Genomic DNA, 26,410 nt, shown 5'->3' on the forward strand with positions numbered 1-26,410 from the left:
CCGGGGGGCCGGGACGCCGGGGGGCCGGGGGGCCGGGGGGCCGGGGGGCCGGGGGGCCGGGGGGCCGGGGGGCCGGGGGGCCGGGGGCTAGGAGAGCCAGGAGTGCCAGGGGGATCGGGGCGACCCGGGGACACGGGGCCACCGGAGGGGGCCGGGAGACCGGAGGGGGCCGGGAGACCGGAGGGGGCCGGGAGACCGGGCGACCGGGCGGGCGGGAGGCCGGGCGAGCGGGGGATCGGGGGATCGGGGCGACCCGGGGACACGGGGGACCCGGGGGACCCGGTCCCCCAGGCAGGCCCCAGGCGCCCCCAGGTCCCCAAAGTCACGGGGTTGCCGGGCCCGCGGGGCACCGGATCACCCGATCACCGGATCACATCACAGGAGCCCGGGCCACGGGATCCCGGGCCGCCGGATCACCGGGATACCGGGCCGCCGGGCCGCGGATCCCGGGCCGCCGGGCCGCGGAGCCCGAGCCGGCGACCGGGTCACCGGGTTCCCGGGTCCCCGGTGAGGTCCAGCCGGAGATCGAGGTGGTGGTCGCCCTCCGCGCGCGGCCGGTCCGGGTCGGGGACCCAGCAGTGGCGGGCGTAGAAGGCCTGGGCCCGGAGGTTGTCCGTGTGCACCCGCAGGACGGCCGTCCGCCGCCCGTCGGCCCGCCACTGCTCTCGGCAGGCCGTGTGCAGGTCGCTGCCGATCCCGGACCGCCAGCGCCCGGGGTCGACATGGAACTGGAGCAGGTCGACCGTGTCCGCGGGCACGCCCCGCACGGTCCGGAAGGAGGCGAGGCCGACGATCCGCCCGTCCTCCACGACGCACAGCACCTGCCCGTCGGTCCGCTCGATGGCGCCCCGCCAGGCCGCCGCCCAGTCGGTGCCGTCGTCCGGGACCCCGTCGGGGTAGTACGCCGCCCGGGCCCGCGCGTGCAGCGCGACGACCGTCTCCGCCTCGGCACGGACGACCGTCCGGATCACCCGGCTCCCCGTCACTCGCTCACTGATCACCCCCCTCAGGACGCGTTTTCGGCCACGCGGGTTCCCCGCTCAGCTGCCGTCCCGCAGATCAGCGGGCCAGTACGGCCGGAATTCGATGTGGTCGTACGTCACCACGCACCCCTCCCCCAGCGGTGCCTGCGCCATGAATCCGACCAGGGCCGCGCCGGTCTCCTGCTCCCCGCCGAGCGTGAACAGCCGCACGAAGGTCCACCGCTCCCCGTCCCGGGACGCGTGGAAGGCGAACGCCCGCCCGGTCCGGCTCACCCGCAGCCACACCGAACTGCCGTCCACGGTGAAGGAGTTGGCGTCGTCGGAGTGGCCCCGGGTGACGACCGTGCACACGGTGGGCACCTCCGGCGAGTACTCCAGGCACAGCTTCGCCCAGGCCCGGTCCCCCACGTGCACGTACAGCACCCCGGCGTCGAAGGCGGAGTTGAAGCCCACGGTGACCCGGGCGATCAGCTGGAAGTCGCCCTCGGGGGCGCCGAGCAGCCGGGGCGCGTCGCAGGCGGGGTCCAGCCCCTCGTCGGTCGGCGGCACGAACCGGTCCTGCCCGGGCCCGGCCCAACCGGTGAGGACCCCGTCCTCGTTCGACCAATGCCCGTCGGGCCCGTATGTGCGCAGGGGGAAGGGAAGTTCGGCAAGCTTGAGATCCATGAGGGAAGTGTCGCAGCGGACGCCCGAAGGGGCGCGGGGAACTGCGCGATCAGCCACAACGCACGCGGCACCCGCAACGGCGCCACCGCATCCGCCCCGCGCGGAGCTACCGCTCGAGCCGCCCGTCGAACCGCCGAGGCAGCCCCAGCGGGTTGCCGTCCCGCAGCTCCACCGGCAGCAGCGCCTCGGGCGCCCCCTGGTACACCACTGGCCGCAGCCACCGCTCGACCGCGGTACCCCCCACGGAGGTCGACGTGGAGGTCGTCGCCGGGTAGGGGCCCCCGTGGTGCTGGGCCGCCGCCACGGCGACCCCCGTCGGCCAGCCGTTCACCAGCACCCGGCCGGCCAGCGGCGTCAGCTCCGCGAGCAGTTCGGGCCCGCGCCCCTGCCCCGCGGCCTCCTCCGCGGACAGATGCACGGTGGCGGTGAGGTTGCCCGGCAGCCGGGACAGGACACTCGTCGCCTCGTCCTCGTCCTCGTAGCGGGCCACGACGGTGACCGGCCCGAAGCACTCCTCAAGCAGCAGGTCGTGGTCGCCCTCGCTCGCCAGCCTCTCGGCCGGGACGGTCAGGAAGCCGGGGCTGACGGTGTGCTCTGGGTCGTCCACCAGCGCGTTCGATATACTGAACGCTGTCTCTGATGCTGAATGGGCTTTCGGAGACTATTTCCCGTCGAACGAAGGGGTCAAGGGCGATGTCGGCTGGAGAGACGGGGGGCGGAGCGCAGGTCAAGTCCGCGGTACGGACGGTCGAACTGCTGGAGTACTTCGCCGGACGCCCCGGTATGCACTCCCTCGCGGCGGTGCAGGAGGCCGTCGGCTATCCCAAGTCCAGCCTGTACATGCTGCTGCGCACGCTGGTGGAGCTGGGCTGGGTCGAGACGGACGCGACCGGCACGCGGTACGGCATCGGTGTGCGGGCCCTGCTGGTCGGCACCTCCTACATCGACGGCGACGAGGTGGTCGCGGTGGCGCGGCCGACGCTGGACCGGCTCTCGGACGACACCACGGAGACCATCCACCTCGCCCGCCTGGACGGCACGAACGTCGTCTACCTCGCCACCCGGCAGTCTCAGCACTACCTGCGCCCCTTCACCCGGGTCGGCCGCCGGCTGCCCGCGCACTCGACCTCGCTGGGCAAGGCGCTGCTGAGCACGTTCTCCGACGAGCAGGTGCGCAAGCTGCTGCCGGAGACGCTGCCGGCGCTCACCGAGCACACCATCACCGACCGGGAGGAGCTCGTCGAGGAGCTGCGCCAGGTCCGCGAGCAGGGGTACGCGGTCGACCGCGAGGAGAACACGCTGGGCCTGCGCTGCTTCGGCGTGGCCATCCCCTACCGCACCCCGGCCCGCGACGCGATCAGCTGCTCGGTCCCCGTGGCCCGGCTGACCCCGGCGCACGAGCAGATGGTGAAGGACGCCCTGTTCGACGCCCGTGACCGGCTGACCCTCGCGACCCGGAGGCTCTGAACGCATGGACGTCGTACTGCGCGCGGTCCACGACAGCGATCTGCCCGTGTTCTTCCGGCAGTCGAACGACCCGGAGTCCCTGCGGATGGCCGCCTTCACGGCGCCCGACCCCGCCGACCGGGCCGCGTTCGACGCGCACTGGGCGAGGATCCGCGCCTCGGACGGCATAGTGCCCCGGACCGTGCTCGCCGACGGGGACGTCGTCGGCCACGCCGCGGTGTACGGCGCGCCGGGCGAGCGCGAGGTGACGTACTGGATCGACCGCTATTACTGGGGGCGCGGCATCGCGACGGCCGCGCTGGGGCGGCTGCTGGCCGAGGTCGGCGAGCGCCCGCTGTACGCCCGCGCGGCGGCGGACAACGCCGGTTCGCTGCGCGTGCTGGAGAAGTGCGGTTTCCGGGTGACCGGGCGGGAGCGGGGGTTCGCGAACGCGCGGGCCGAGGAGATCGACGAGGTCGTCCTCACGCTGGACACCTGACCCACCCGAAGCGGCGGCCCACGCAGGGCCTACCTGGACACAGCCGAAACGTCCCGACCCGGGGACACCTCACCCAACCCGGGGCAGCCCGTCCCGGAGATCGCCGACCCGACCCGGACGGGCGACCGGAACGGGGACCTCACACGCAGCCGACCCCACACGCAGCCGAAGCGACGGCCCGCGCGGAGCGCGCCAGACCCGCCCGAAGCGTCTCGCTCCAGGGACTCCCCCGCCCCGGACGGCGCGTCCCCGGGGGCTGCCTCACCCGGCCGAAGCGACGGCCTACGCCGAGCGCGCCACACCCGCCCGAAGCGTCCCACCCCGGGGACCCCTCCCCCGGCCGAAGCTGCGGCCCATCCCGGAGATTGCCGACCCGACCCGGACGGCACATCCCCGGGGGACGCCGGCCCGACCCCGCCGGCCCGACCCGGAGGTCGCGGACCCGAGTCGGGCGGTGTGTCCCCGAGGCGCCGGCCCCGACCCGGGGAGCGGGCCACGGCGCGGACGGCTCGTCCCGGTGGGCGGGTCCTCCCAGTTGCCGCTCATCCCCGCCGACGTACCCCTCCGCCGTGCGGCGGAGGCGGATCGTCGGGTGGCAGGACGCGCGGGGCGGGGTCGGCGCGGGAGCGTGGAGGCATGACGCAGACAGCTCCCGCCTCCACCCCGGCCGACCATGCCACCGCGACGGTCGGCGCCGACCGGCTGCGCCGTGTCCTGCGGGCGGTCACCGTCGCGGCGTGCGTACCGTATCTGGGCCTGAAGATCGCCTGGATCGCCGGGAGCAGTGTCGGCGTGCCGGAGGGCACCACGCTGCTGGACCACCAGGCCGAGATGGCCGTCGCCAACGGTGTCACCGTGCTGATGGACGCGACGGTGATCGTGCTGGCGCTGCTGCTGACCCGGCCGTGGGGTCTGCGCGTACCGGCGTGGCTGCTGGTGTTCCCGATGTGGGCGGCGACCGGGCTGCTGACCCCGATCATGACCGGGTTCCCGCTCCAGCTCGTCGTGTGGGCGTTCGGCGGGAGCGTGCGGACGGCCGACGAGGGAGGGGAGCCCTTCCTGCGCGAGTGGGTGTTCGGCGTCGTCTACGGCGGGTTCATCGTGCAGGGCCTGGCCCTCGGGGCGCTGTTCGCGCTCTACGCGCGAGGCCGCTGGGGCCATCTGTGGCGGGGCCGGGTCTGGGACCTGCCGCGCGCGGTCGGCACCGCCGACCGGGTCCTCGCCACCGTGGCCGCCGTCGTCGCGCTGCTGCCGCTGACCGCGCACGCGGTGTGGGCGAGCGGCGGCACGACCGCTCTCGCGCAGGGCCGGATCGCCGACCGGACCGCCGACTTCTACGTCCTTCAGGTCCAGAGCGCCGTCCTGCTCGCCGTCGCCGTGACCGGCGGTCTGCTGCTCGCCTTCCGGCGCGGCCGTGCCCTGCCCGTCGGTGTGCCGCTGGTCCTCGCCTGGGTCGGTTCCGCGGCCACAGCCTGCTGGGCGGCCTGGCTGGCGGTCGCTTCTCTGCTCTCCCTCGGCGATGCCGCCCATCGGCCCACGACCGGGACGGTCCTCGCCTACGCTGGCGAGATGATCACCGGCGTCCTCGTCGCGGGCCTCGTCACCAGCTTCCTCACGGCGCGCTCCGCGGCCGCGAACCGGCGTACGCCGTGAGGGCGTTCACCCGGACGCTGTTCGGGCGGCGGGCGCGGCTGCGCTGGATCCATCTGATCCTCGGCGGCGCGCTCGCCATGCCGTACGTGTTCGTCGGACAGCTGATCGTCGGCCCCGCGACCGACTCGCGGTACGTCTTCCACGACCTCCTCCTCCAACTCGCCTCGTTCGCCGTCGGGTTGCCGCTGGCCGCGATCACCTCGCTGTTCCCGCCGACCCGGCCGCTGGAGTCGGGCGCGGCCCGCACGCTGTGCGGCGTCGACGCGGACGGGCTGGCGTACGGGCCCGCGCACGGCTGGGCGGCGAAGGGCCGCACGGCCGCCTGGTTCACACTGCATCTGGGACTCGGCGGGATCGTCTCCGGGATGTCGCTGGCCGTGCCGCCGTTCGCGGCGGTGCTGATCGCGCTGCCGGCCGTTTCCCGACTCGGCGGCACCCGGCTGGGGCTGCCCGAAGTGTTCGACCGGGCCTGGGCGTTGGCGCTGTGCCCGCCGGCCGGCCTGGCGATGCTGGTGGCGCTCGCCGCGGTCGCGGCCGGGTGCGGCGCGCTGCTCGCCCGCTGCGCGCCCGTGCTGCTCGGTCCGGGACCGGAGGACCGGCTCGCGGCGGCCGAGGCCCGCGCCGCCGACCTGGCCGTACGCAACCGGCTGGCGCGGGAGTTGCACGACTCCGTCGGGCACGCCCTCAGCGCGGTCACCCTCCAGGCCGGGGCCGCTCGCCGCGTCCTGGACAGCGACCCGGAGTTCGTGCGCGAGGCGCTCGCCGCGATCGAGGACACCACCCGGCGCACGGTCGGCGAACTGGACGCCGTGCTGGGCGTGCTGCGCGCCGACCACTCCCCCGGGACCGCGCCCGCGCCGACCCTCGCCGACGACCTGGAGGGCCTGCTTCGCCGTACCCGCGCGGGCGGCGCGAGGGTCACCGCCGAGATCGCCGCGGACCCGGCCGCCGTACCGCCGCTGCTGTCCCGGGAGGCGTACCGGATCGTGCAGGAAGGGCTGAGCAACGCGCTGCGGCACGCGGGCTGTGAGGTGCCGGTGCTGCTGCGGCTGGGGGCGGCCGACGGCTGGCTGGAGATCGCCATGGAGAACCCCGTGACCGCGTCCGCCCCCTGCCGCCCGGGCGGCGGACACGGCCTGCGCGGCATCGCCGACCGCGCGCGGCTGCTGGGCGGCACCGCGCGGGCGGGGGCCGAGGCGGGCACCTGGCGGCTGCGGGTGCGCCTGCCGCTGTCGGCGCGCACACCGGAGCCGCGGAAGGGACAGGACAGCGCATGACCCGCACACCGATCCGGATCGTCCTCGCCGACGACGAGCGCATGGTGCGCACCGCCCTGCGCGCGATCCTCTCCGCCGAGCCCGGCCTGGAGGTGGCCGGCGAGGCCGCGACCGGCGCCGAGGCGGTGTCGGTCGTGCGGCAGGTGCGGCCCGACGTGGTGCTGATGGACGTGCGCATGCCGGAGACGGACGGCATCCGGGCCACCGAGCAGATCCTCTCCTCGATGGCCGACCCGCCGCGGATCGTCGTCGTCACCACTTTCGAGAACGACTCCTACGTCTATGACGCGCTGCGCGCCGGGGCGGCCGGGTTCCTGCTCAAGCGGGCGGACGTGGACGCCCTGGTGCAGGCGGTGCGGCTAGTCGCGCACAGCGACACGCTGCTGTTCCCGGCGGCGGTGCGGGCACTGGTGGTCGAGCACGGGCGGGCCGCGGGCGCGCCCCCGGCATGGGTGGCGAGGCTCACCGGCCGGGAGAGCGAGGTGCTGCGGCTGATGGCGACCGGGCTGACCAACGCGGAGATCGCCGGGCGCATGGAGGTCGGTCCCGCGACGGTGAAGTCGCATGTCGCTGCGGTGCTGGCGAAGACCGGGGCGCGCGACCGGACGCAGGCGGTGATCGCGGCGTACGAGGCGGGGTTCCTGAGGACGTCCTGACCCCGTTCAGGAGCGCCGGATGAGAAAAGCGCCGGAAGGGAACGTTCCGGTCGGGTCCGTTCGTCCTGTGATCGGGATGAACAAAACGATCAGGCGTGCGTCGGTCTTCACGCTGCTGCTGGTGTTCGCTCTGCTGTTCAGGGCGACCTGGGTGCAGTTCTACGAGGGCCGGGCGCTGGCAGACGACAAGGACAACCGGCGGAACGCGATCGCGCTGTACAGCGAGCCGCTCGGCGACATCGTCGTGGGCGGCGAGGCCGTCACCGGCTCGGCGCGGACGACGAGCGGCGACCTCAGATACAAGCGCACGTACACGGACGGCGAGCTGTACGCGGCGGTGACCGGCTACAGCTCGCAGGTCTACGGCGCCACGCAGTTGGAGGGCATCTACCAGGACCTGCTGGACGGCACGGACATCCGGCTGAAGAACGTCCTGGGCACGGTCACCGGCAAGCGCTCCGACCCCGGCAAGGTGATCACGACCGTGGACCCGGACGTGCAGAAGGCGGCCTACGAGGCCCTCGGCGGCAAGAAGGGCGCCGCCGTCGCCATCGACCCGGAGACCGGCAGGATCCTCGCGGTCGTCTCCACGCCGTCGTACGACCCCTCCGACCTGGCCACCGGCGACACCTCGGCGTGGCAGGAGCTCCAGAAGGACTCCGACAAGCCGCTGACCAACCGCGCGCTGCGCCGGCCGCTGCCGCCCGGATCCACCTTCAAGCTGGTGGTCGCGGCGGCGGCCCTGGAGGACGGGCTGTACTCCTCGGTCGACGAGAGGACCGTCAGCCCCGACCCCTACGAGCTGGAGCAGTCCGACGACACGCTGACCAACAAGAACCTCTCGGCGCCCTGCGAGAACGCCTCGATCCGGGTGGCCCTGCAGTACTCCTGCAACAACGTCTTCGGCAAGATGGCCGTCGACCTCGGCCAGGACAAGGTCCGGGCGATGGCGGAGAGGTTCGGGTTCAACGACGACGAGCGGGACGTGCCGGTGCGCGCCTACGCGAGCGTGTACCCGAATGACATGGACGAGGCGCAGACCGCGCTGTCCGGCATCGGCCAGTTCGACGTCACCGCGACGCCGCTGCAGATCGCCATGGTGTCCGCGGCCATCGCCAACGGGGGTGAGCTGGTCTCGCCGCACATGGTCTCGCGCATCACCGACAGCAACGGGGACGTGCTGGAGAACTACGACGACAACGCCTCCACCGAGCGGATCGTCTCCTCCTCCACGGCCGAGCAGTTGCAGTCGGCGATGCGGACGGTCGTGGAGGAGGGCACGGGGACGAACGCCCGGATCTCCGGGGTCACGGTGGGCGGCAAGACCGGTACGGCCCAGCACGGCGAGAACAACTCAAGGACGCCCTACGCCTGGTTCACGTCCTACGGGAAGTCGGACGCGACCGGGAAGCAGGTCGCCGTGGCGGTCGTCGTGGAGCAGTCCGACGCGGCCCGCTCCGAGGTCAGCGGCAACGGACTGGCCGCGCCGGTCGCCAAGGCCGTGATGGAGGCCGCGCTGAAGGACTAGTGTCCCGGCAGGCAACTCCGCCCGGGGCGAGCGACGTTGCCTGTTGGGGCACTAGAGCAGCAGCTGCCGCACCGGGTCGATGGCGAAGTACACGAGGAACAGCGCCGAGGCGCCCCACATCAGCCAGTGGACCTCCTTCGCCCTGCCGAGGGCCGTCTTGATGACGACGTAGGCGACGAATCCGGCGCCGATGCCGTTGGTGATGGAGTAGGTGAAGGGCATCACGGCGATGGTGAGGAAGGCCGGGATGGCGATCTCGTACCGGTCCCAGTCGATCTGCTTGACCTGGGTCATCATCAGGAAGCCGACGGCGACCAGGGCGGGCGCGGCCGCCTGGAGCGGGACGATCGTCAGCAGCGGGGTGAACAGCAGGGCGAGGGCGAAGAGGCCGCCGGTGACGAGGTTGGAGAAGCCGGTGCGGGAGCCCTCGCCCACGCCCGCCGCGGACTCGATGTAGGACGTGGCCGAGGAGGACGAGGCCGCGCCGCCCGCCACCGCCGCGGCGCCGTCGATGAGCAGCACCCGGCCGAGGTGGGGCACCTTGCCGTCCTCGTCGAGCAGGCCCGCCTCGGCGCTGATGCCGACGACCGTGCCCATGGTGTCGAAGAAGTCGGACAGGATCAGGGTGAAGACCAGCAGGACGACGGTGATGACACCCACGCCGGGCTCGTCGAAGGCGCCGAACAGGCTGAACTGACCGAGCAGCCCGAAGTCCGGGGTGTCGACGATCTTGTCGGGCCACTCGGGGGTGGTCAGGCCCCAGCTCTTGACGTCGGCCGCGGAGTTGACGGCGATGGCGACCAGGGTCATGGTCACGATGCTGATGAGGATCGCGCCCCTGACCTTGCGTGCCAGCAGGGCGACGGTCAGCAGCACACCGAGACAGAAGACGAGGACCGGCCAGCCGGTGAGCGTGCCGGTGCCGCCGAGCTGGACGGGCACGGTGGTGTTGGCGGCGTCGGGTATGCGGCTGACGAACCCGGCGTCGACGAAGCCGATGAACGCGATGAACAGGCCGATGCCTACGCTGATGGCCTGCTTCAGCGGCTGCGGGATCGCGTGCATGACGGCCTCGCGCAGCCCGGTGACGACCAGCGCGCAGATCAGCAGGCCTTCGAGGACGATCAGGCCCATCGCGTCGTCCCAGCTCATCAGCGGGGCGATCTGGAAGGCGACGACGGCGTTGAGGCCGAGTCCGGCGGCGAGGGCGAGCGGGAGGTTTCCGCCGATGCCCATGATCACGGTCATCACCGCGGCCACCAGCGCGGTGGCGGTGGTGAGTTGGACCGGGTCGAGGGCCTCGCCGTACTTGTCCTTGGCGCTGCCCAGGATGATCGGGTTCAGCACGAGGATGTAGGCCATCGTGAAGAACGTGGCGAAACCACCACGTATCTCCCGGCCGAAAGTCGAGCCACGCTCGGAGATCCGGAAGAACCGGTCGACCCCGTTCGCCGTCGGCGGTACCGGGGTTGGCCGGTCGGTGACCTTTCCTGTTTCGGACATGGCGACACTCCTCGCTGGTGATCGCTGTGCGGATGCTGGCTGGATTGTTCCCCCGTTGAACACGTTTCAGGTTTTCCCCGTGTTACGGAATCGGCGGCATGCCATACGGCGTTCGAGACCCCGCACGGATCGCCGCTACGGTTCCGGAACTCGGCTCGGGCGTACGGCTGTTCGACGACCGGGGAGCCACAGCGAGGAGAGAAGCGCCCGTGGGGACAGTCGTCGACGACGACGCCTCCGTGGAGTTCCATGCCTTCTTCGAGCGGCACTACGCCGAACTCGCGCGCCTCGCAAACCTGTTGACCGTGGAGCCGGACGCGGCCGACGACCTGGCGGCGGACGCGCTGCTCGCCCCGCGGCACCGCTGGGACCGGGTGCGCGCGGCCGACCGCCCGGTGGCGTACGCGCGCGGGGCCTTGCCGGGGCCGGGCGGCGTTCACGCGGCGGCGTCACAGCCGAGGCAGGGGCGGTGCGCAACTCGGCGCCGCCGAAACACCGCCGCGCCCACCCGTGCCGCCCCTAGCGGCACGCATGCCCGCAGCTAGGCGAGACGGCGGCTCACAACCACGTACGCCCCGCAACAGCGGACGTCGGGAAAGCCAAAGCCACCCACGGCGTGACGCGACAGCGGACGGAAGGCCCGAGAAAGCCACACACAGCGTGAAGGGACAGCAGACAGAACGGGCCGGAAAGCCACGCACGGCGTGAGGGGGGCAGGGGACAGAAGGGCGGGAAAGCCGCCCACGGCGGGGAGGGGACGGGGCGGGGGGTGTCCGCCCGCAGCGGCCGCCGCAAACCCCCCTGCACCCCGTAAGCACCCAGAACGGCGGACCGAGGACGGATACCCCCCGGCGCGGCCCCGCACCACCCACCAACAAAGGGCGCTACAACGACCCCCACCGAACAGGAACGGGCCGCCGCAGGCAGGAACAGGCCGCCCCGGACAGAGCCACCGAACAGGAAACAGGCCGCCGCAGGCACCCCCCACCGAACGGGAACAGGCCGCCGCAGGCACCTCCCACCGAACGGGTACAGGTCGTCCCAGGCACCCCCACCGAAGAGGAACAGCCCGCCGCAGGCGCCCCCACCGAGCGGGAACAGGCCGCCGCAGGCGTCACCTCGCCCAGCCCGGGTCCCGCCCGCTCAGCCCCACCGCGCGAGACAACAGCGGCGCCCCCTCCGCGACGGACACAACTGGCCCGAACGCCCCGGCCCCCCGCCCGGCATCCTCCGCCACCGCCAGCAGGAACCCGTGCGCCGACCGCAACGCCGCCCCGTCCGGCTCGTACGCCTGCCCGGTGGCCCGAGCGAGATCCCACCCGTGGATCACGAGCTCGTCCGCGACCACCGCCCCGGCCACCGCCCCCGGCAGATCCACACTCCCGGCCCGAGTCAGCCCCTCCCACGCCCCCGGCTCCCGCCAGGCCACGGCCAGCTCGTCCAGCGCCCGAGGCAGCTCCTCCCGCCACCCCTCCCCCACATCCGGCACGCGCTCCGCAGGACTCGTGTCCGTCGTGGGCCCCAGATCCTTCCGCGCGGCATCCCGAAACGCGACGGACAGCCCGTACAGATGCCCGAGCAGATTCCGCACCGCGTACCCGGGACACGGCGTCTTGTCGGCCAGTTGCTCGTCCCGCACCCCGGCCACCAACCCGGCCACGACCCGCACCTGCGCCCCGAGATCAACGATCGTCGGTTCACTCATGAGCTCCGGCTCCTCCCTGGAAATGGACGCGCCCAGGAACGGACGCGCCACAAGGAAGGACCCCCACCACGCCCGAAACTCATCGCTCCGGACGACCCCCTGCCGTGTCACCCGCCGCTCGGCGTCGAGGTCCGCGTCGGACGCCAACCCGGCGTGATAGAGCCGCAGCGCGTTCGCCCCGAGGTCACGCGCGCGGGCGACATCGGCCCCGAGCGCCTCGGGCCGCCCACCCATCCCCGACACGACAGTGAGGTTCGCGGCGACGACAGCCCCCTCCACCCCCTGCTCGACGAACGGCGTCACCAGCCCGGCCCCGCCCGTGCAGGGCACGACGACCCCGTCGGCAAGCCCCAAGGGGCGCGGGGAACTGCGCCACCGGCCACGACGAGCCCACGGACGGGCACCTGCCAACGGCCCACCACCCCGCCCCCGGTCCGGACACAGGCTCCGTGGACGTCAACGCGCTCGCCGCGCAGCTCGGCGTGGCCAGGAGGACCGTACGGCGTGACCTGCGCGCCCTGTGAGATGTCTTCAGCCCGTCCGGCGCTCGGGGAAGAGGCTCGTTCAGGACCGACCGGGGTCCCAGGGGCAGAGCCCCTGACGGGCGGGAAGGGCGGGGGCGGCGGGGGCGAAATCCAATGGGCCGCAGCCCTCCACCACCCCTAGCATCCCGACCATGCCCCACCCCACCGGCTTCGCCTACGAGACCCACCCCGACGGCACCGTGCTGATCACCCACCACGGCCGCCCCGCCACCACCCTCCGCGCAGACCGGGCCACCCGCTTCCTCGCCGAGGTCACCACCGACCCCCAGCTCGTCATGGCCCGCTGGACCGGAAACTACAAGCGCGGCAACGAACGGACCGCCCGCAACCACCCCCGCAACCGCCACTGACCCGATCGGCCGCCAGGTAAGGGAACGGCAAAACCCCTTCGCTCGTTCAAGGGGCATGACAGCTATGACCCCCGGCTCGAACATCCCGCTGAACGCCGCCCGAGTGACGGTCGACGTGACCGCCCCGGTCCGGCTGGACGTCTCGGGCCTGCTGCTCACCGCCGACGGCAAGGTGCGCTCCGACGACGACTTCATCTTCTACAACCAGCCGGCCGGCCCCGGTGTGACGTACCGCTCCGGCGGCGGCACCGCCCCCGACGCCATCACGGTCGACACCGCAGCCGTTCCCCCGGGCATCGAGAAGATCGTCGTCACCGCGAGCCCGGACGCGGCCGGCCAGAGCTTCCAGGGCATCGAACCCACCGCCACCATCCGCAACGGGGACGACCAGAGCGTCCTGGCCACCTTCACACCCCCGCAGCTCGGCAGCGAGACGGCGCTGGTGATCGTGGAGATCTATTTGCGCGGCGGCGTCTGGAAGGCCCGCGCGGTCGGCCAGGGCTACGCCAACGGCCTGGCCGGCATCGCCATCGACTTCGGCGTCACGGTGGAGGAGCCCGCCGCCCCGGCCCAGCCCGCGGCCCCCGTCCAGCCCGCCGCCCCCGCGGCCCCCGCCTGGCAGCCCCCGGCCGCCCAGGCACCGGCGCCCCCGGCCGCTCCCCCGGCGCCTCCCGCCCCTCCGGCGGCGCCCCCCGCCACCGGGAAGATCAACCTCGACAAGGGCCGGGTCAGCCTCCAGAAGAACCAGACCGTGTCCCTGGTCAAGGGCGGCCGACCGCTGCTCTCCCAGGTCAAGATGGGCCTCGGCTGGGAACCGGCGTACCGGGGCAAGGACATCGACCTGGACGCGTCGGTCATCGCGTTCGGCCCCCAGCGCAACCACATCGACAGCTGCTACTTCGGCAAGCTGACCATCGTGAGCGGCGCGATCCGCCACTCCGGCGACAATCTCACCGGCGAGGGCGGGGGCGACGACGAGGTGATCACCGTCGACCTCGGCCGTCTCCCCCAGGAGGTCAGCGGCCTGGTCTTCACGGTGAACTCCTTCTCCGGCCAGAAGTTCACCGAGGTCGCGAAGGCGTACTGCCGTCTGCTGGACGCCGCCAGCGGTGAGGAGCTCGTCCGCTTCGACCTCACCGGCGCCGAGCCGCAGACGGGCGTGATGATGGCGAAGCTGATCCGCCAGTTCTCCGGCGAGTGGGAGATGACGGCCATGGGCGACTTCGTGAAGGCGCGCACGGTCCGCAACATGGTCAAGCCGGCGGCCCAGGCGCTGTAAGCGGGCGCAGGAGGCCACCGCGGAAAAGATCCACCGCAGGGCAGGGGCGCCCCAGCCAGGGGCGCCCGCCGTGTTCATCCCCGCGGCCGCAGCCCCTCCACGAGCAGGGAGACATACCGTCCGACGCGCACTTCCTGGTCGTCGGCGAGGTCGGAGGCGCTCGCCAGCCCGAGAGCCAGCCGCAGGACGTCCAACGGCTCCACGTCCGCGCGCAGGGTCCCCTCCCGCTGTGCGGCCTCGACGAGCCGCCCGGCCGCTTCCTGGAGGGTGATGCCGCAGACGGTGGCCGCGGCACCCTGGGCGGCGGCCGCGCCCAGCAGTGCCCGCAGTCCGCGGATCTGGATCGTGCCGAGGCCGAGTTCCCGCATCCATTCCGCGAGAGCCTCGCCCGGCGGCAGTCGCTCGCCGATCTCGTCGGCGCGCGCCGCGAGCGCCTCGATCCGGTCGACGTAGGCGGCCTCCAACAGGGCCTGGCGGGTCGGGAAATGCCGGTAGAGCGTTCCTGATCCCACTCCGGCCCGTTTGGCGATCTCGTCAAGCGAGGCGTTCTCGCCGTGCTCGGCGAAGAGTTCGGCGGCGACCCGCAGAAGCCGCTGATGGTTGCGGCGTGCGTCGGCCCGCTTCGGCACAGCGGGCGCGCCGTCCCGGCCGGCCGTTCGGCCCCCCGCTCCCACCTGCGACATTCGGCTGCTCCTCACGGACCGGGGACCGTCCCCGCATCCTATCGCCGCCGTGCCCAGGTCAGGCCCGCGCGGGCCACCTGGTGTCCTCCACCGTACGTGCCGGGCGGAGCCGGGCGAGAGTGCGATCGATACACGTGAAGTACGCCATGATGAATTCCCCCGAATTCGCTGTCGTTTCCGAGGGAGACGCGATGAGGAAGGCGGTGGCTCCGCATATTTCGAGCCGAAGGGAAATGGGCCGGATTCCATTCCCGATCTGTCGCCGACCAACCGGGCACCCGGTTTTTCCGCGGCGCCTCCCGAGTTCTCACTCTAGGAGGACGCCATGGGCTCGGGCGAGTCGATAAGCAACCGTCAGCCGCGCTGCGGAGCAGGCCGGTTGCCGTGCGGTGAAAGTCAGTTCCCTCGCTGGGAGCGGGCCTTGAAGGCGGCCTTCCGCGCCTCCTTGGCGACCTTCTTGTCCGGGTGCAGCCGACCCATCGCCTCCAGCACGTCCGCCGTCGCGGGGTGGTCGACGCGCCAGGCCGCCGCGAAGAAGCCGCTGTGCTGCTCGGCCAGTCCCTCCACGAGCGCCTGGAGCTCCTCGGAGTTCCCCTCGGCGGCGAGCTGTGCGGCGACCGTGTCGACGGTCAGCCAGAACACCATCGTCTCGGACGGCGCGGGGACGTTCGCCGCACCGCGCTCGGTCAGCCACACCCGGGCGAGGCCGCCCAGCTCGGCGTCGTCCAGGACCTCGCGCAGTGCGGGTTCGGCGTCCGGACCGACCAGGGACAGCGCCTGCTGGCAGCGCAGCCGGCGCAGCGGCCCGCCCGGGTCGGCGCCGCGTGCGGCGGCGAGCAGTTCACGGGCCGCGGCGAGGGCCTCGCGGCGGGCCAGCCACTGCTCGGTCTCGGCCTGGGCGGCCCGCGGCCCGAACCCGGCGGTGCCGTCCAGCAGCGTGTCCGCGCCCTTGTCGGCGAGCTCCCCGACGGCCGGGGCGGCGAACCCGGCCTCCAGCAGCCGCGCCCGCAGCCCGTACCGGCCGAGCGGGGTGAGCCGGACCATGCCGTAGCGGGAGACGTCGGTGTCGTCGACGCCCTCGGGTCCCTCGGGGTCGTCGACGTCGGCCATCAGCGCCTCGTCGACGGGCCGGTACTCGACCAGGCCGACCGGTTCCAGCAGTCGGAACTGGTCGTCGAGGCGCATCATCGCGTCGGAGACCTGCTCCAGTACGTCGTTGGTGGGTTCGGCCATGTCGCTGGGGACGATCGCGGAGGCGGCGAGCGCGGGCAGCGGCACGGGTGCGTCGCCGGGGCCGTCCTCGCTGGCGGTGAGCAGATAGAGGTTGGCGAGGACGCCGTCGAGGAAGTCGGCCTCGGCCTGGAAGTCCCAGTCCAGCTGGGAGAGGTCGACGGTGCCGCCCTCGTCGAGCGCGTCGACCAGGCAGTCGAGGTCGGGCACGCTCGCATCGGCGAGCAGCGCCTCCAGGGCGTCCTGCCAGACGCCGAGCACATCGTGCGGGGAGCCGGAGGTGAGCAGGGCGAGGTCGGCGCCGGCCGTGACGGTGCCCCTCTCCTCGTCGGTGATCTCGACGAGCCCGGTGTCCACGGCGACCCGCCAGGCCTCGGCGGTCTGCGCGGCCGCGTCGTCGCCGTCGAGTCCGAGGGCCTCGACGGCCGCGGGGAGTTGCTCCTCGGACAGGCCGCCGTCGGCGTCGACGCGGGTGTCGGGTCCGGCCCAGCGGGCGAGCCGGGCGGCCCTGGACAGCACCGGCGTGGACAGCGCGGTACGCGCCAGCTCCGCTTCGGACGCAAGCCGCACGGGCGGCAGGGGGGAGCTGTCTGACATGGGCCTGCTTCTCCTAGGGCACCTGGACGGCCGTGCGGCACTCACGACGGATGTGAACTGGGCTCAGCCTAGACGGATTTCCACCCATGCCACCCGGTTCATCTCCTCGCCAGGTGCCGTACATGGCCGAAACCTTGACAACCGGCCGGGCCAGGCAGGAAATTGACGCGCGTAGAAAGAGGGGGAACACCTGTGCACCGACGCTGTCAGGGCTGCCTGGCGTCCCGGTCCAGAAACCCCGCCGCCCTCGTCCCGGCGCCAGACCAACGTCCCCGGAGGGATCCCTTTGCCGAGCAAGTCTTCCGCGCGCCTCGCCGCGCTCACCGTCGCCGCCGTGTGCTCCGCGGCGTCCACAGTCGTGCTGACGTCGCCCGCCCACGCCGATGTCGTCCGTGTCCACGACATCCAGGGCACGACCCGGACGTCCCCGTACGCGGGCAAGCAGGTCACCGATGTGACCGGAATCGTCACCGGTGTGCGGACCTACGGTTCCTCGCGCGGCTTCTGGATCCAGGACCCGGAGGCGGACGCCGACCCGGCCACCAGTGAGGGCGTCTTCGTCTTCACCGGCTCCACCCCGAAGGGCGTGGCCGTCGGTGACCTGGTGAAGGTCTCAGGCACGGTCTCCGAGTTCGTCCCGGGCGGCACCGCCTCGGGCAACCAGGCGGTGACCGAGATCACCAAGCCGGTGACCACCGTGGTCTCCAGCGGCAACGCCGTCCCGGCCGCCGTGACCCTGGACGCCGACTCCGTGCCGGACGCCTACGTCCCGGACGGCGACCGCACCGCCGACGGCTCGGTGGGCGGCCTCACCCTGGAGCCCTCGGCGTACGCGCTGGACCTGTACGAGTCCCTGGAGGGCATGAACGTCCAGGTCGCCGACGCCCGCGTGGTCGGCGCGACCGACCCGTTCACCGAGCTGTGGGTCACGGTGAAGCCGCAGGAGCACGACAGCCGCCGCGGCGGCACGGTCTACGGCTCCTACGCCGCCCAGAACAGCGGCCGGATCCAGATCCAGTCGCTCGGCGCGGCCGCCGACTTCCCCGTCGCGAACGTCGGCGACACCCTGGCCGGCACCACCGCCGGCCCGCTGGACTACAACCAGTTCGGCGGCTACACCCTGGTCGCCGGCCGGCTCGGCACCCTGGAGAGCGCCGGTCTGGAGCGGGAGACCACGCGTCGGCAGCAGCCGGGCGAGCTGGCCGTGGCCACCTACAACGTCGAGAACCTCGACCCGTCCGACACCAGCTTCGACGCGCACGCGAGCGCGATCGTGAACAACCTGAAGTCGCCCGACATCGTGTCCCTGGAGGAGATCCAGGACAACAACGGCGCGGTGAAGGACGGCACGGTCGCCGCCGACCGGACGGTGCAGAAGCTGATCGACGCGATCGTCGCGGCGGGCGGCCCGGCCTACGACTGGCGCTCGATCGACCCGGTGGACCTCGCCGACGGCGGTGAGCCGGGCGGCAACATCCGCCAGGTGTTCCTGTTCAACCCGCAGCGGGTGTCCTTCACCGACCGCGCGGGCGGCGACGCCACCACCGCGGCCGGCGTCACCGAGGTGCGCGGCAAGGCGGCCCTGACCCTCTCGCCCGGCCGTATCGACCCGGCGAACGCCGCCTGGGCCAACAGCCGCAAGCCGCTGGCCGGTGAGTTCGTCTTCCGTGGCCGTACGGTCATCGTGGTCGCCAACCACTTCAACTCCAAGGGCGGCGACCAGAGTCTGACCTCGCAGTTCCAGCCGCCGGCGCGCAACTCGGAGACCCAGCGTCACGCGCAGGCGACGGTCGTGAACACGTTCGTCAAGGACGTCCTGGCCGTGCAGCGCAACGCGGACGTCGTCGTCCTCGGCGACATCAACGACTTCGAGTTCTCCGGCACCGCGCAGATCCTCGAAGGCGACGGGGAGCTGTGGTCGGCGATCAAGTCGCTGCCGCGCAAGGAGCGTTACTCGTACGTCTACCAGGGCAACGCCCAGACGCTGGACCAGATCCTGGTCAGCCCGTCGGTGCGCCGCGGCTGCGACTTCGAGTACGACAGCGTGCACATCAACGCGGAGTTCAACGACCAGATCAGCGACCACGACCCGCAGGTGCTGCGCTTCCACCCGTGAGGTCCCCCGGGGCCGGCCGACACCGTTGTCGGCCGGCCCCGGTCCGGTCAGCCGCCGTCCTGTTCCCCGAGCCGCGCCGGCCGGGTCTGGAACCAGTCGAGCCGCGCCTGCAACAGGGCGGCCTCCGCGGCGAGTTCGGGCACCCCGAGCGTGTCCTCCTGGTCGGGTGCGGCCGGTACGGCGGGACCGGCCAGGCCCGCGATCACCCGCAGCCCGTCGCCGGCCAGCCGTGCGAACGAGGCGAGCGACACGGCCGTACGGCCGCGCAGGCACGTCGCGCAGGCCGCGGTACGGCCACTCCGACCCGACCGTCCCCAGCCCGCGTCGGCCAGGGCCACGGCGGCCGCGCCGCAGGCGCACGGCCCGACGGTGGCGCTGCGCACCCGCCGGCGGGCGTGGCGGAAGCCCAGCTCGAAGCGGATGTACCGGCCGAGCACGGTGACTTCGAGCAGGTGGCGAGTGCCGTGCCGAGCCTCGTGACGCCTCCCATGACCGTTGGTGGACGGACCGTCCCGCCCATTGGTGGCCCATGACGGGCGGGTTGGGCAGAGGGCATCGCGCCGATCCGGAAGCACCGCTTATCCGTACCTCGTAGGAGATTTAAGTGGAGCTTCATCGGGCTCGCGCCGACACTGCCGTCATGACGTTTCCTCCCTTCGGCAGCGCCCTGTGCGCGATGATCACGCCCTTCACCGAGTCGGGCACGCTCGACCTCGACGGCGCGCAGCGGCTCGCCGACCGGCTGGTGAGCGAGGGCTGCGACGGGCTCGTGCTGTCCGGCACGACCGGCGAGTCGCCGACCACGTCGGACACCGAGAAGGCCGAGCTGATCAGGGCGGTGCGGGAGGCGGTGGGCGAGCGGGCCTCGCTGGTCGCGGGCGTCGGCACCTTCGACACCCGGCACACCGCCGAACTCGCCCTCCAGGCCGAGAAGTCGGGCGCGGACGGGCTGCTGGTGGTCTCGCCGTACTACAGCAGGCCGCCGCAGGACGCGCTGGAGGCGCATTTCCGGGAGGTCGCGGACACCACCGGCCTGCCGGTGCTGCTGTACGACATCCCCGGCCGCACCGGCACCCGTATCGAGGCGGACACCGTCCTCCGCCTCGCCGAGCACCCGCGGATCGTCGGTGTCAAGGACTGCTCCTACGACTTCCTGGCCGCCCAGAAGGTGTTCTCCCGCACCGATCTGGCGTACTACGCGGGCTGCGACGAGCACAACCTCGCGCTGTACGCGGTGGGCGGCGCCGGATACATCAGCACGGTCGCCAATGTGGTCCCCCGGCATCTGCGGTCCGTGCTGGACGCGTTCGACGCGGGCGACACCGCGGGGGCCGCCCGGCTCCAGCAACAGGCGATCGGACTGGTCGAGTCGATGATGTCGTCCGGACTGCCGGGCACGGTCACCGCCAAGTCCCTGCTGAACGGCCTCGGTCTGCCCGCCGGACCGGTGCGCGCCCCGCTGCGGCCCGCCGGTCCGGAGGCGGCCGACGGGCTGCGGGCGGCGTACGAGCGGCTCACGGCCGGCTGACGTCTCCCGGCCCGCCGGCGGTCGCGGGGGATCGCGGGCGCCGTGGGCTCAGCGCCGGGCGAAGACGGGCGTCCAGGTGTCCTCGAAGGGGTACCTGCCCTGCTCCGACACTCCGCTCAGGGGTACCGTCTCGTCGCTGCCGATCGTGACCAGCACGAGGCGGGGCCGGTACGGCTCGTCGAGGCCCGTCACCCGTTCCCAGGCGATGAGCCGCCGGTCGTCGGCCCAGGCCAGGAGCTGCGCACCGCGCACCTTGGCGACCTCGTCGCCGGTCCGCGGGTCGAGGATCGAGGAGTAGGACCTGCCGGGAGGCAGCTCCTCGCTCAGTCCGAGGGCGGCGAGCCGTCCGTCGGGGGAGAGCCGGGCGGGCACGTCCGAGCGCAGATGCCGCTCGCCGGCAGGCGCGGCGCGGGGCCGCCCGTGGAGGTCGTAGAACTGCTGGAGGCCGTCCCGGGCTCCGATGACCTGGCAGTACACCGTCCGTCCGTCCCGTCCGAAGGCGAAGTCCTGGCGGCCCAGGTCGTCGTCACGGTCGGCGACGGCGCTCCAGGAGCCCTGCCCCGAGGCCACGTCGAGGACGTGGAAACCGCTGCGGCGGGGGTCGGGGGGCGGGAGGACATAGCCGCCCTCGACGTCGGTGTCCGACGGGGCGTACGGGTCGGGGTGGCGCTCGTACGTCGTCGCGACGAGCTTCGTGGCGTCGTTGGAGAACTCCAGCCCGCCGACGGCGTGGTCCACCGGGATCCACCGCTCGACCTCGCGCGTGCGCAGGTCCAGCAGGCCGATGCGCGAGGCGGGCAGCTTCCGTTCGAGCACGGCGGCGGTCCGCAGGCCGGGCGCGACGGCGACGACGGACCAGCGGGCGTCCTTCTCGTACCGGCCGCTGACGGGATCGAGCAGCCAGTACGTCCGCTGGACGACCGACTGCCGCTCGGACACCTGGACGGTCCGAATCCGGTAGTAGGCGGCGAGCGCGGTGTCACCGGCCGCGATCAGCTCGCGCGGCGGCGACTGGTCGGCATGGGCGCTGTCGCCGTACCCGGCCGCTACCGGGTACGGCTCGCCCCGGCCGCCCGGGAGCAGCGGCGCGGCCACGGCGACGGCGACGACGGCCGCGCCGGCCGAGACGAGGGCGGCGAGCCGTCGCGCACGCCGTCGGCGGCGTGCGCGCAGCACCCGCTCGGCGAACCCGGGCGCGGCGCCCGGCTGCGCCTCGGCCAGCTCCCGCAGGGAGTCCCGCACCAGTTCCTCGACATTCACGGACGCACCTCCACGGGCGAGAAGTCACGGGGCCGCCGGGCCCTGTCCTCCAGGGCGGCCAGCTCGGGGGCCACGGCTCGCAGCCGGGCGAGGGAGCGATGGGTGGTGGAGCGCACCGTGCCGACGGAACAGCCGAGCAGCCGGGCCACCTCGGCCTCGGGCAGGTCCTCGAAGTACCGCAGCACGAGCACGGCGCGCTGCCGGGCGGTCAGCCGGCCGAGCGCCTCGCGCATCACCAGGCGCAGTTCGGCCGCGGTGGAGCCGTCGGGCACGGGGTGTTTCTCGGGCGGCTCGGCGACGGTCAGTTCGAGCCGCCGCCACTTCAGCCGCCAGCGGCTGATCTGCTGCCGGTACAGGATCTGCCGGACGTACGCCTCCGGCTCGTCGATGCGCCGCCACCGCCCGGCCGCCTTGACCAGGGCGTTCTGCAGCAGATCCTCGCCCGCGTGCCGGTCACCGCCGCTGAGCAGCACCGCCGTCCTCAGCAGCGCGGAGGACCGGCCGGCCACGAACTGTCGGAACTCCTCATGAGCCTCGGCATCCATCGCCACCTTCTTCACCCCGGGCGAACCCGTCGTCCGCCCCCCGTACCCCTACTGACGCGCGCGGGGCGGCGCGGCTATGCGAGGCGGGCGACATTTTCCCGGCCGTGAACACAAAAACGGCCCGGAGCCCGCATGACCATCCCCTCGTAGCGTAGAGACCTTGACTGCAGGGGAAGTTGAGGGTCATGGCGGGCAAGAAGCGGAAGTTTGAGGTGGAGTTCCGTGAGGGGGCTGTGCGGATCGTGGCGGAGACCGGCAAGCCGATCCCACAGGTCGCGAACCCTCGGGATCAACGAGACGACGCTGGCCACCTGGGTGTCGAGGGCACGGGCGGCCGCCAAGGCCGGTCCGAAGGGCGAGAGCGAGGAACTTGCGCGGTTGCGACGGGAGAATGCCCAGCTCAAGCGGGACAACAAGGAGCTGGTCATGGAGCGTGATGTCCTCAAACGCTGCATGGTCCTGTGGGTGAAGTAGCTGTTGCGGACCCGGCGGCGCTCGTCGGGGTGATCAGCGGCCAGAGGACCGGTTTCAAGATTCCGCATCGCACCTCCTGTCGAGCCCTGGGGGTGTCGGAGGCGTGGTTCTACAAGTGGCGGCGCAGACCGTCCGAGCCGACGAAACGCGAGGTCAGACGGGCACTGCTGGCCGAGCGGATCTCGTACTTCTTCGATCGGTCGGGCCGCACCTACGGCTCGCCGAGGATCACGCTGGACTTGTGGGAGGAGGGCTGGCAGGTGTCGCAGAACACCGTCGCCGACATCATGGCCGAGCTCGGCCTGCAGGGCCGCAAGGCACCACGCCGCCGGCGTTCGCTGACCCGTCCCGGGAAGCGGAAGACGGCACGTAACCTGGTGCTGCGCAGGTTCGACGCGATCGCGCCGAACATCTTGTGGTGGGGCGACATGACCGAGATCGACACCGACGGGGGCAAGCTCTACCTCGCGAGCGTGCACGACGCGTTCTCCCGCCGGGCCCTGGGCTACGCGATGGGTGACCGGCACGACACGACGCTGGTCAGCGCCGCCCTGCAGATGACGATCGCGACCAGAGGCGGTCAAGTGGACGGCGTCATTTTCCACACCGACCGCGGATCGGAGTACAACTCCGAGGCATTCAGGCAGCTTTGTGGCAGGTGGGGCATGGTGCAGTCGATGGGCTGTGTCGGCTCCGCCCTGGACAACGCCGCCGCGGAGTCGTTCCACTCGGTCCTCAAGGTCGAATGCGTCCACCGACACCGTTTCGCCACCCGCGCCGAGGCGCGACTGAAGACCGCCGCCTGGATCGCGGACTTCTACAACACCAAACGACGCCACAGCGCGGCCAGCGGGCAACCACCCGTCGAGTTCGAACGGATCATCCAACAAGCGCGAGCTCGGCCCGATCAACAAGACCATGCCGCATAACCAACGTCTCTACGAAATCTGGGGATTGACAGCCGATCACGGTGACGTCGTCGTGCCGCTTGGGCCGCGTCGGCTTGCGGGTGTAGCCCTCCCACAGGTCACTCTCGTCCAGAAGCCGCTGGCTCAGCTCGACCGAAGGGAGTCGTCAGACGATGGGTCCAGGGCTCCCCGGCGGGTGAGGAACAGCGGTCCAGGTCCACGGGCGAGGGCCGTTGAGTCCGCGCAGGCAAGCAACCCTGTGGCGTGCCTCATCGGCGGTGTGGGGGTGGTCGATGGCCGTCTGAATGGCATAGGTCGTCATGCGGAGCTCGCGGATTCCGCGCATGATCTCGAAGCCCTCGTAGTCAGTGACGTCGTATCCACCGTAGGCGTTCACATAGCGCTCGTACTCGGCCGCGGTGATGGTGGCAGTAGTGGTGACCTTCACGGCCGTGGATGTCAGGTCCCATTCGGGCGCGCCGACGGCGGCAGAGTCGAGGTCGAGAAGGTAGACATGCCCGTCGTGAGTGCGGGCGACGTTGCCGGCCCAAGCGTCTCCGTGGAGCGGGGCAGGGGTGAGCCCCCGGGGCAATGAGCTCCAGGCTGTGGCGAGTTCATCGGCGTAGTCGGCGAGCCAGGCCATGTCGTCGTCGCTGGTGACGCCAGCGTGGTGAACGGTTTCGAGGCGCGTGCGGGCCTTGGCCGCCGGGTCGGTCAAGGACCGGAGATGGTCGGGGGCGGGCAGCCGGTGGAGCAGGCGCAGGAGATGGGCGACGTCTTCGTGGCGGCCGACAGTGTGGTCGGGCAGCCGTTCCCAGAAGGTAGCCGCGCGGTCCTCGGGCAAGTTCACCGCAGAGGGGAGAGCGGGGCGAACCGCGGGGACGCCACACTCGGCAAGCCATTGGGCGGTGAGGAGCTCACGGTGTGCGGCGGCTCGGCGGCCGGGGCGCGTAACGCGGACGACGATGTTGCCGGGTATGGACCAGATGGCGTTGTCGGCGATCCTGACTGGCTCGGCGCCCACGGGATCAAGGCCGGCCTTGCGGCAGGCGTCTACGACGAGCGGCCAGGTCGCCTGTGCTGCCACATCGCTGGTGCTGACCGTCACGTAGTCGTCCCCTTGCTGATGGTGCGGGTGATCCGTTCGCTCAGTTCGCTGGCCTCGGCCACCATGCCTCGCTCTTGAGCGGCGGTACGAGCGAGTTCTACCAGCCCCGCTTCGGCTCGGCCAGAGCGGACGCGGGCGGCCTCCTCCAAGGCGGTGGTCCCGATCCGGACGGCTTCGGCAGGGTCGCCGGTCGCCATGGCCAGGGTGGCCAGTTTCGTACGGGAGAACACGCGTGAGCGGATGTAGGTGTCGGTGTGCTGGGAGCACGCCGCGGCCAGCCGTTCAGTGGCGGCCTGGACGTGGTGCCGGTTGCGGGTGGTCATGGCGAGGTCGAACAGGGCGTGCCCGGTGTCGCCTTGGTGTTGGGCGTAGTCGTAGTACGACATCCATGGAGGGTCGTCAGCGGGGTGGGTGTGGCTGTACGCGTCGTCGGCCTCGCCCACGGCGATAAGGGTGGCCTGCACGTCGCCGGCCTTGGCATGGGCCCGTGCGCGGGCGATGTAGAGCATGGCCCGTTCGGTGGGGGTGAGCCGGTCGGAGCGGATGACGCCGACCTCGGTGTGGGTCAGTGCCATGTCGGGGTCCCCCATCCACACGGCGTGCCGGGCACGCCAGCTGTAGATCTTCCCGCGCAGGTGCCACTCGTCGGCTTCCTCGGCGCAGGCTGCCGCGAAAGTGAAGGCGCGGCGGGCATCGTCATGGGCGAAGGCGTCGAAGCAGGCGACGCCGGCGACCATCCCGAGGTGTGCCACTGAGGCGAACAGCGGTTGGCGTAAGACCTCGGAGCACGGCACATCAAGCAACCTGGCGGCCCAGGCCAGTTGGGCAGTTCCGGTCTGCCGGACGAGACCACCGCCACCGTGAAGGTTGTGCCATGTAGTCAGGGTCAACGCCGCCTGCTGGACTTCTTGGATGTCGCCCGGCCGCACCTGCGCGGGAAGCTCCGGCGTCGAAAGGCTGGCGAAGACTGTGAGCGGAGAGGCCGTCTCCAAACTGGGTGCAAGTGTGGCAACGGCGCCGCGCTGCGCCACCTGGCTGTCCGCTGGCGGCGGGGCGGCGGCCGGGTCCAGGCTCAGGACCCGGGCGATGTAGGGCCACCAGTACTTGGGTTCACGCTCGCCCGTCATCCACCTGCGGGCGTTCGCCCGCTGCACACGATCTGGGTCGCCGGATTCAGCGACCCCGACGGCGCGGGCGAGATCGCTCGGACCCCAGCCTCGTACCTCGACGGTCTGGCGGATCAGCTCCGCGAGCGCCGGGTTCTTGGGCACCTCGCAACCTCCGTCATTCCTGGACTACGCGGGACTACGCAGGACTCCATCCTGAACTCTCCCCACGAGCCGTGACCTGTCGTTGACTGAACATCACCAACCGATCTTCGGCCCCAATTCGGTTGCGGTGCAACAGCGTTCGTCATGCCGAGGCAACTCAGAGTGCAGAGAGACGGTCCCTGTGATGCAGAGAGCAGGAGCAGGAAGAAACAGTGCGGCGGCGTACGTGATAGCGGCTGGTACGCCCGCCGGCGAGACGCTCCACCGCACCTCCACCCCCGCAGCCTTCCTCATGGTCAGCCGAGCTGTCCCACGGAATGGCGAGATCACGTACGCCCGCGTCGCCACTGAGGCGCGGTGGCCGGTCGAGACCATCCTCAGCAACGGTCTGCGGCGCGTTCCCACGCGCCAGGCGCCTTCGCGCGGCGACAGCTGAGTTCGCATCCGTCAGCCGACTCGGAAATTCCGAACCGAAATTCATGAGCTGACGGCGTAGAGAGAGTCCACGCACCGCCTTCATTGCCATAAGGGCCTGTGATGGCGTGCGCCAAAAATCAGCCTCACGTTCGCGCGCTCCGGACCCAGTGGAAAGGCAGTTCC

The 26,410-nt window shown here is 72.1% G+C and carries 22 protein-coding genes and 4 pseudogenes; 14 read left to right on the forward strand and 12 right to left on the reverse strand.

The genetic code is table 11. The features are described 5' to 3' along the window. Nucleotides 1-485 precede the first annotated feature (485 nt). From ABZZ79_RS35700 to ABZZ79_RS35710, 3 genes and pseudogenes are all read right to left on the reverse strand, one after another. Nucleotides 486-1,001 (reverse strand): GNAT family N-acetyltransferase, encoded by a 516-nt coding sequence (locus ABZZ79_RS35700; protein ID WP_356696124.1) that lies wholly within the window; start codon nt 999-1,001, stop codon nt 486-488. 39 nt (nt 1,002-1,040) lie between these two features. Further along, nucleotides 1,041-1,649, reverse strand: a complete 609-nt coding sequence (locus ABZZ79_RS35705; RefSeq protein WP_356696126.1) for a DUF1349 domain-containing protein — start codon at nt 1,647-1,649, stop codon at nt 1,041-1,043. Between the two features lie 106 nt (nt 1,650-1,755). Beyond that, nucleotides 1,756-2,244: pseudogene (locus ABZZ79_RS35710) on the reverse strand (aldehyde dehydrogenase (NADP(+))); the annotation flags it as partial. A gap of 98 nt (nt 2,245-2,342) precedes the next feature. Between ABZZ79_RS35710 and ABZZ79_RS35715 the strand changes: the two are divergent. The 6 genes from ABZZ79_RS35715 to ABZZ79_RS35740 all read left to right on the forward strand — a co-directional run bounded on the left by ABZZ79_RS35715 (nt 2,343) and on the right by ABZZ79_RS35740 (nt 8,708). After that, nucleotides 2,343-3,116: an IclR family transcriptional regulator gene (locus ABZZ79_RS35715; RefSeq protein WP_356696128.1), complete on the forward strand. Its 774-nt coding sequence runs from the start codon at nt 2,343-2,345 to the stop codon at nt 3,114-3,116. A gap of 4 nt (nt 3,117-3,120) precedes the next feature. Continuing rightward, complete coding sequence (locus ABZZ79_RS35720) at nt 3,121-3,594, forward strand: GNAT family N-acetyltransferase (protein ID WP_356696130.1); 474 nt, start codon at nt 3,121-3,123, stop codon at nt 3,592-3,594. A gap of 636 nt (nt 3,595-4,230) precedes the next feature. Beyond that, nucleotides 4,231-5,247: a hypothetical protein gene (locus ABZZ79_RS35725; protein WP_356696132.1), complete on the forward strand. Its 1,017-nt coding sequence runs from the start codon at nt 4,231-4,233 to the stop codon at nt 5,245-5,247. Beyond that, on the forward strand, nt 5,244-6,524 hold the full coding sequence (locus tag ABZZ79_RS35730; protein ID WP_356696134.1) for a histidine kinase: 1,281 nt from the start codon (nt 5,244-5,246) through the stop codon (nt 6,522-6,524). The genes ABZZ79_RS35725 and ABZZ79_RS35730 overlap by 4 nt, the downstream gene beginning before the upstream one ends. Next, a complete protein-coding gene (locus ABZZ79_RS35735) occupies nt 6,521-7,180 on the forward strand; it encodes a response regulator transcription factor (RefSeq protein WP_356696136.1) in 660 nt (219 codons plus the stop codon). The genes ABZZ79_RS35730 and ABZZ79_RS35735 overlap by 4 nt, the downstream gene beginning before the upstream one ends. A 76-nt stretch (nt 7,181-7,256) precedes the next feature. Further along, nucleotides 7,257-8,708, forward strand: coding sequence for a penicillin-binding transpeptidase domain-containing protein (locus ABZZ79_RS35740; protein ID WP_356696138.1), 1,452 nt, complete (start codon nt 7,257-7,259; stop codon nt 8,706-8,708). A 51-nt stretch (nt 8,709-8,759) separates the two neighbouring features. Here the strand turns inward: ABZZ79_RS35740 and ABZZ79_RS35745 are convergent, their stop codons facing one another. Further along, nucleotides 8,760-10,211 (reverse strand): NCS2 family permease, encoded by a 1,452-nt coding sequence (locus tag ABZZ79_RS35745; protein ID WP_356696140.1) that lies wholly within the window; start codon nt 10,209-10,211, stop codon nt 8,760-8,762. A 209-nt stretch (nt 10,212-10,420) separates the two neighbouring features. On the opposite strand from ABZZ79_RS35745, the pseudogene ABZZ79_RS35750 reads away from it, so the two are divergent. Then, nucleotides 10,421-10,624: pseudogene (locus ABZZ79_RS35750) on the forward strand (SigE family RNA polymerase sigma factor); the annotation flags it as partial. A 701-nt stretch (nt 10,625-11,325) separates the two neighbouring features. Here the strand turns inward: ABZZ79_RS35750 and ABZZ79_RS35755 are convergent. Further along, nucleotides 11,326-11,916, reverse strand: a complete 591-nt coding sequence (locus tag ABZZ79_RS35755) for a TIGR03086 family metal-binding protein (protein WP_356696228.1) — start codon at nt 11,914-11,916, stop codon at nt 11,326-11,328. Between the two features lie 404 nt (nt 11,917-12,320). Here ABZZ79_RS35755 and ABZZ79_RS35760 point away from each other — a divergent pair. The 3 genes and pseudogenes from ABZZ79_RS35760 to ABZZ79_RS35770 form a co-directional block, all read left to right on the forward strand. Beyond that, nucleotides 12,321-12,437: pseudogene (locus ABZZ79_RS35760) on the forward strand (DeoR family transcriptional regulator); the annotation flags it as partial. Between the two features lie 155 nt (nt 12,438-12,592). Then, nucleotides 12,593-12,811, forward strand: coding sequence for a hypothetical protein (locus ABZZ79_RS35765; RefSeq protein WP_356696142.1), 219 nt, complete (start codon nt 12,593-12,595; stop codon nt 12,809-12,811). 64 nt (nt 12,812-12,875) lie between these two features. Further along, nucleotides 12,876-14,090 carry a TerD family protein gene (locus ABZZ79_RS35770; protein WP_356696144.1) on the forward strand — a complete coding sequence of 405 codons (1,215 nt, stop codon included), beginning with the start codon at nt 12,876-12,878 and terminating at the stop codon, nt 14,088-14,090. 74 nt (nt 14,091-14,164) lie between these two features. Here the strand turns inward: ABZZ79_RS35770 and ABZZ79_RS35775 are convergent, their stop codons facing one another. Both ABZZ79_RS35775 and ABZZ79_RS35780 read right to left on the reverse strand, forming a co-directional pair. Beyond that, nucleotides 14,165-14,773 (reverse strand): helix-turn-helix domain-containing protein, encoded by a 609-nt coding sequence (locus ABZZ79_RS35775; protein WP_356696146.1) that lies wholly within the window; start codon nt 14,771-14,773, stop codon nt 14,165-14,167. Between the two features lie 396 nt (nt 14,774-15,169). Beyond that, on the reverse strand, nt 15,170-16,600 hold the full coding sequence (locus ABZZ79_RS35780) for a hypothetical protein (RefSeq protein WP_356696148.1): 1,431 nt from the start codon (nt 16,598-16,600) through the stop codon (nt 15,170-15,172). A 286-nt stretch (nt 16,601-16,886) separates the two neighbouring features. On the opposite strand from ABZZ79_RS35780, the gene ABZZ79_RS35785 reads away from it, so the two are divergent. Beyond that, entirely contained in the window at nt 16,887-18,716 is a 1,830-nt protein-coding gene (locus tag ABZZ79_RS35785) for an endonuclease/exonuclease/phosphatase family protein (protein ID WP_356696150.1), read from the forward strand. Nucleotides 18,717-18,763: 47 nt separating this feature from the next. On the opposite strand, the pseudogene ABZZ79_RS35790 reads toward ABZZ79_RS35785, so the two are convergent. Continuing rightward, nucleotides 18,764-19,168, reverse strand: a pseudogene (locus ABZZ79_RS35790) (hypothetical protein); the annotation flags it as partial. A 188-nt stretch (nt 19,169-19,356) separates the two neighbouring features. Between ABZZ79_RS35790 and dapA the strand changes: the two are divergent. Beyond that, nucleotides 19,357-20,244, forward strand: a complete 888-nt coding sequence (gene dapA, locus ABZZ79_RS35795; RefSeq protein ID WP_356696152.1) for a 4-hydroxy-tetrahydrodipicolinate synthase — start codon at nt 19,357-19,359, stop codon at nt 20,242-20,244. Between the two features lie 48 nt (nt 20,245-20,292). On the opposite strand, the gene ABZZ79_RS35800 is transcribed toward dapA, so the two are convergent. Together ABZZ79_RS35800 and ABZZ79_RS35805 are read right to left on the reverse strand one after the other, a co-directional pair. Continuing rightward, nucleotides 20,293-21,504, reverse strand: a complete 1,212-nt coding sequence (locus tag ABZZ79_RS35800) for a WD40 repeat domain-containing protein (protein ID WP_356696154.1) — start codon at nt 21,502-21,504, stop codon at nt 20,293-20,295. Then, nucleotides 21,501-22,049 (reverse strand): SigE family RNA polymerase sigma factor, encoded by a 549-nt coding sequence (locus ABZZ79_RS35805; protein WP_356696156.1) that lies wholly within the window; start codon nt 22,047-22,049, stop codon nt 21,501-21,503. Before ABZZ79_RS35805 ends, ABZZ79_RS35800 begins: the two co-directional genes overlap by 4 nt. A gap of 315 nt (nt 22,050-22,364) precedes the next feature. Between ABZZ79_RS35805 and ABZZ79_RS35810 the strand changes: the two genes are divergently transcribed. Continuing rightward, a complete protein-coding gene (locus ABZZ79_RS35810; protein ID WP_356696158.1) occupies nt 22,365-22,523 on the forward strand; it encodes a hypothetical protein in 159 nt (52 codons plus the stop codon). After that, nucleotides 22,511-23,452: an IS3 family transposase gene (locus tag ABZZ79_RS35815; protein ID WP_356696160.1), complete on the forward strand. Its 942-nt coding sequence runs from the start codon at nt 22,511-22,513 to the stop codon at nt 23,450-23,452. The genes ABZZ79_RS35810 and ABZZ79_RS35815 overlap by 13 nt, the downstream gene beginning before the upstream one ends. Before the next feature lie 145 nt (nt 23,453-23,597). On the opposite strand, the gene ABZZ79_RS35820 is transcribed toward ABZZ79_RS35815, so the two are convergent. Next, nucleotides 23,598-24,539: a phosphotransferase gene (locus ABZZ79_RS35820; protein WP_356696162.1), complete on the reverse strand. Its 942-nt coding sequence runs from the start codon at nt 24,537-24,539 to the stop codon at nt 23,598-23,600. Continuing rightward, nucleotides 24,536-25,810 carry an XRE family transcriptional regulator gene (locus ABZZ79_RS35825; protein WP_356696164.1) on the reverse strand — a complete coding sequence of 425 codons (1,275 nt, stop codon included), beginning with the start codon at nt 25,808-25,810 and terminating at the stop codon, nt 24,536-24,538. Before ABZZ79_RS35825 ends, ABZZ79_RS35820 begins: the two co-directional genes overlap by 4 nt. Between the last annotated feature and the right edge of the window lie 600 nt (nt 25,811-26,410).

The sequence above is a fragment of the Streptomyces sp. NPDC006458 genome (assembly GCF_040612135.1).
Taxonomy (GTDB): Bacteria; Actinomycetota; Actinomycetes; order Streptomycetales; family Streptomycetaceae; genus Streptomyces.

What these genes read in the sequence shown, in the direction of transcription:
- ABZZ79_RS35765 (WP_356696142.1), top strand. Translation starts at nt 12,593, where the DNA reads ATGCCCCACCCCACCGGCTTCGCCTACGAGACCCACCCCGACGGCACC.
- ABZZ79_RS35780 (WP_356696148.1), bottom strand. Translation starts at nt 16,600, where the DNA reads ATGTCAGACAGCTCCCCCCTGCCGCCCGTGCGGCTTGCGTCCGAAGCG.
- ABZZ79_RS35720 (WP_356696130.1), top strand. Translation starts at nt 3,121, where the DNA reads ATGGACGTCGTACTGCGCGCGGTCCACGACAGCGATCTGCCCGTGTTC.
- ABZZ79_RS35805 (WP_356696156.1), bottom strand. Translation starts at nt 22,049, where the DNA reads ATGGATGCCGAGGCTCATGAGGAGTTCCGACAGTTCGTGGCCGGCCGG.
- ABZZ79_RS35705 (WP_356696126.1), bottom strand. Translation starts at nt 1,649, where the DNA reads ATGGATCTCAAGCTTGCCGAACTTCCCTTCCCCCTGCGCACATACGGG.
- dapA (WP_356696152.1), top strand. Translation starts at nt 19,357, where the DNA reads ATGACGTTTCCTCCCTTCGGCAGCGCCCTGTGCGCGATGATCACGCCC.
- ABZZ79_RS35725 (WP_356696132.1), top strand. Translation starts at nt 4,231, where the DNA reads ATGACGCAGACAGCTCCCGCCTCCACCCCGGCCGACCATGCCACCGCG.
- ABZZ79_RS35775 (WP_356696146.1), bottom strand. Translation starts at nt 14,773, where the DNA reads ATGTCGCAGGTGGGAGCGGGGGGCCGAACGGCCGGCCGGGACGGCGCG.
- ABZZ79_RS35735 (WP_356696136.1), top strand. Translation starts at nt 6,521, where the DNA reads ATGACCCGCACACCGATCCGGATCGTCCTCGCCGACGACGAGCGCATG.
- ABZZ79_RS35770 (WP_356696144.1), top strand. Translation starts at nt 12,876, where the DNA reads ATGACCCCCGGCTCGAACATCCCGCTGAACGCCGCCCGAGTGACGGTC.
- ABZZ79_RS35715 (WP_356696128.1), top strand. Translation starts at nt 2,343, where the DNA reads ATGTCGGCTGGAGAGACGGGGGGCGGAGCGCAGGTCAAGTCCGCGGTA.
- ABZZ79_RS35740 (WP_356696138.1), top strand. Translation starts at nt 7,257, where the DNA reads ATGAACAAAACGATCAGGCGTGCGTCGGTCTTCACGCTGCTGCTGGTG.
- ABZZ79_RS35745 (WP_356696140.1), bottom strand. Translation starts at nt 10,211, where the DNA reads ATGTCCGAAACAGGAAAGGTCACCGACCGGCCAACCCCGGTACCGCCG.
- ABZZ79_RS35755 (WP_356696228.1), bottom strand. Translation starts at nt 11,916, where the DNA reads ATGAGTGAACCGACGATCGTTGATCTCGGGGCGCAGGTGCGGGTCGTG.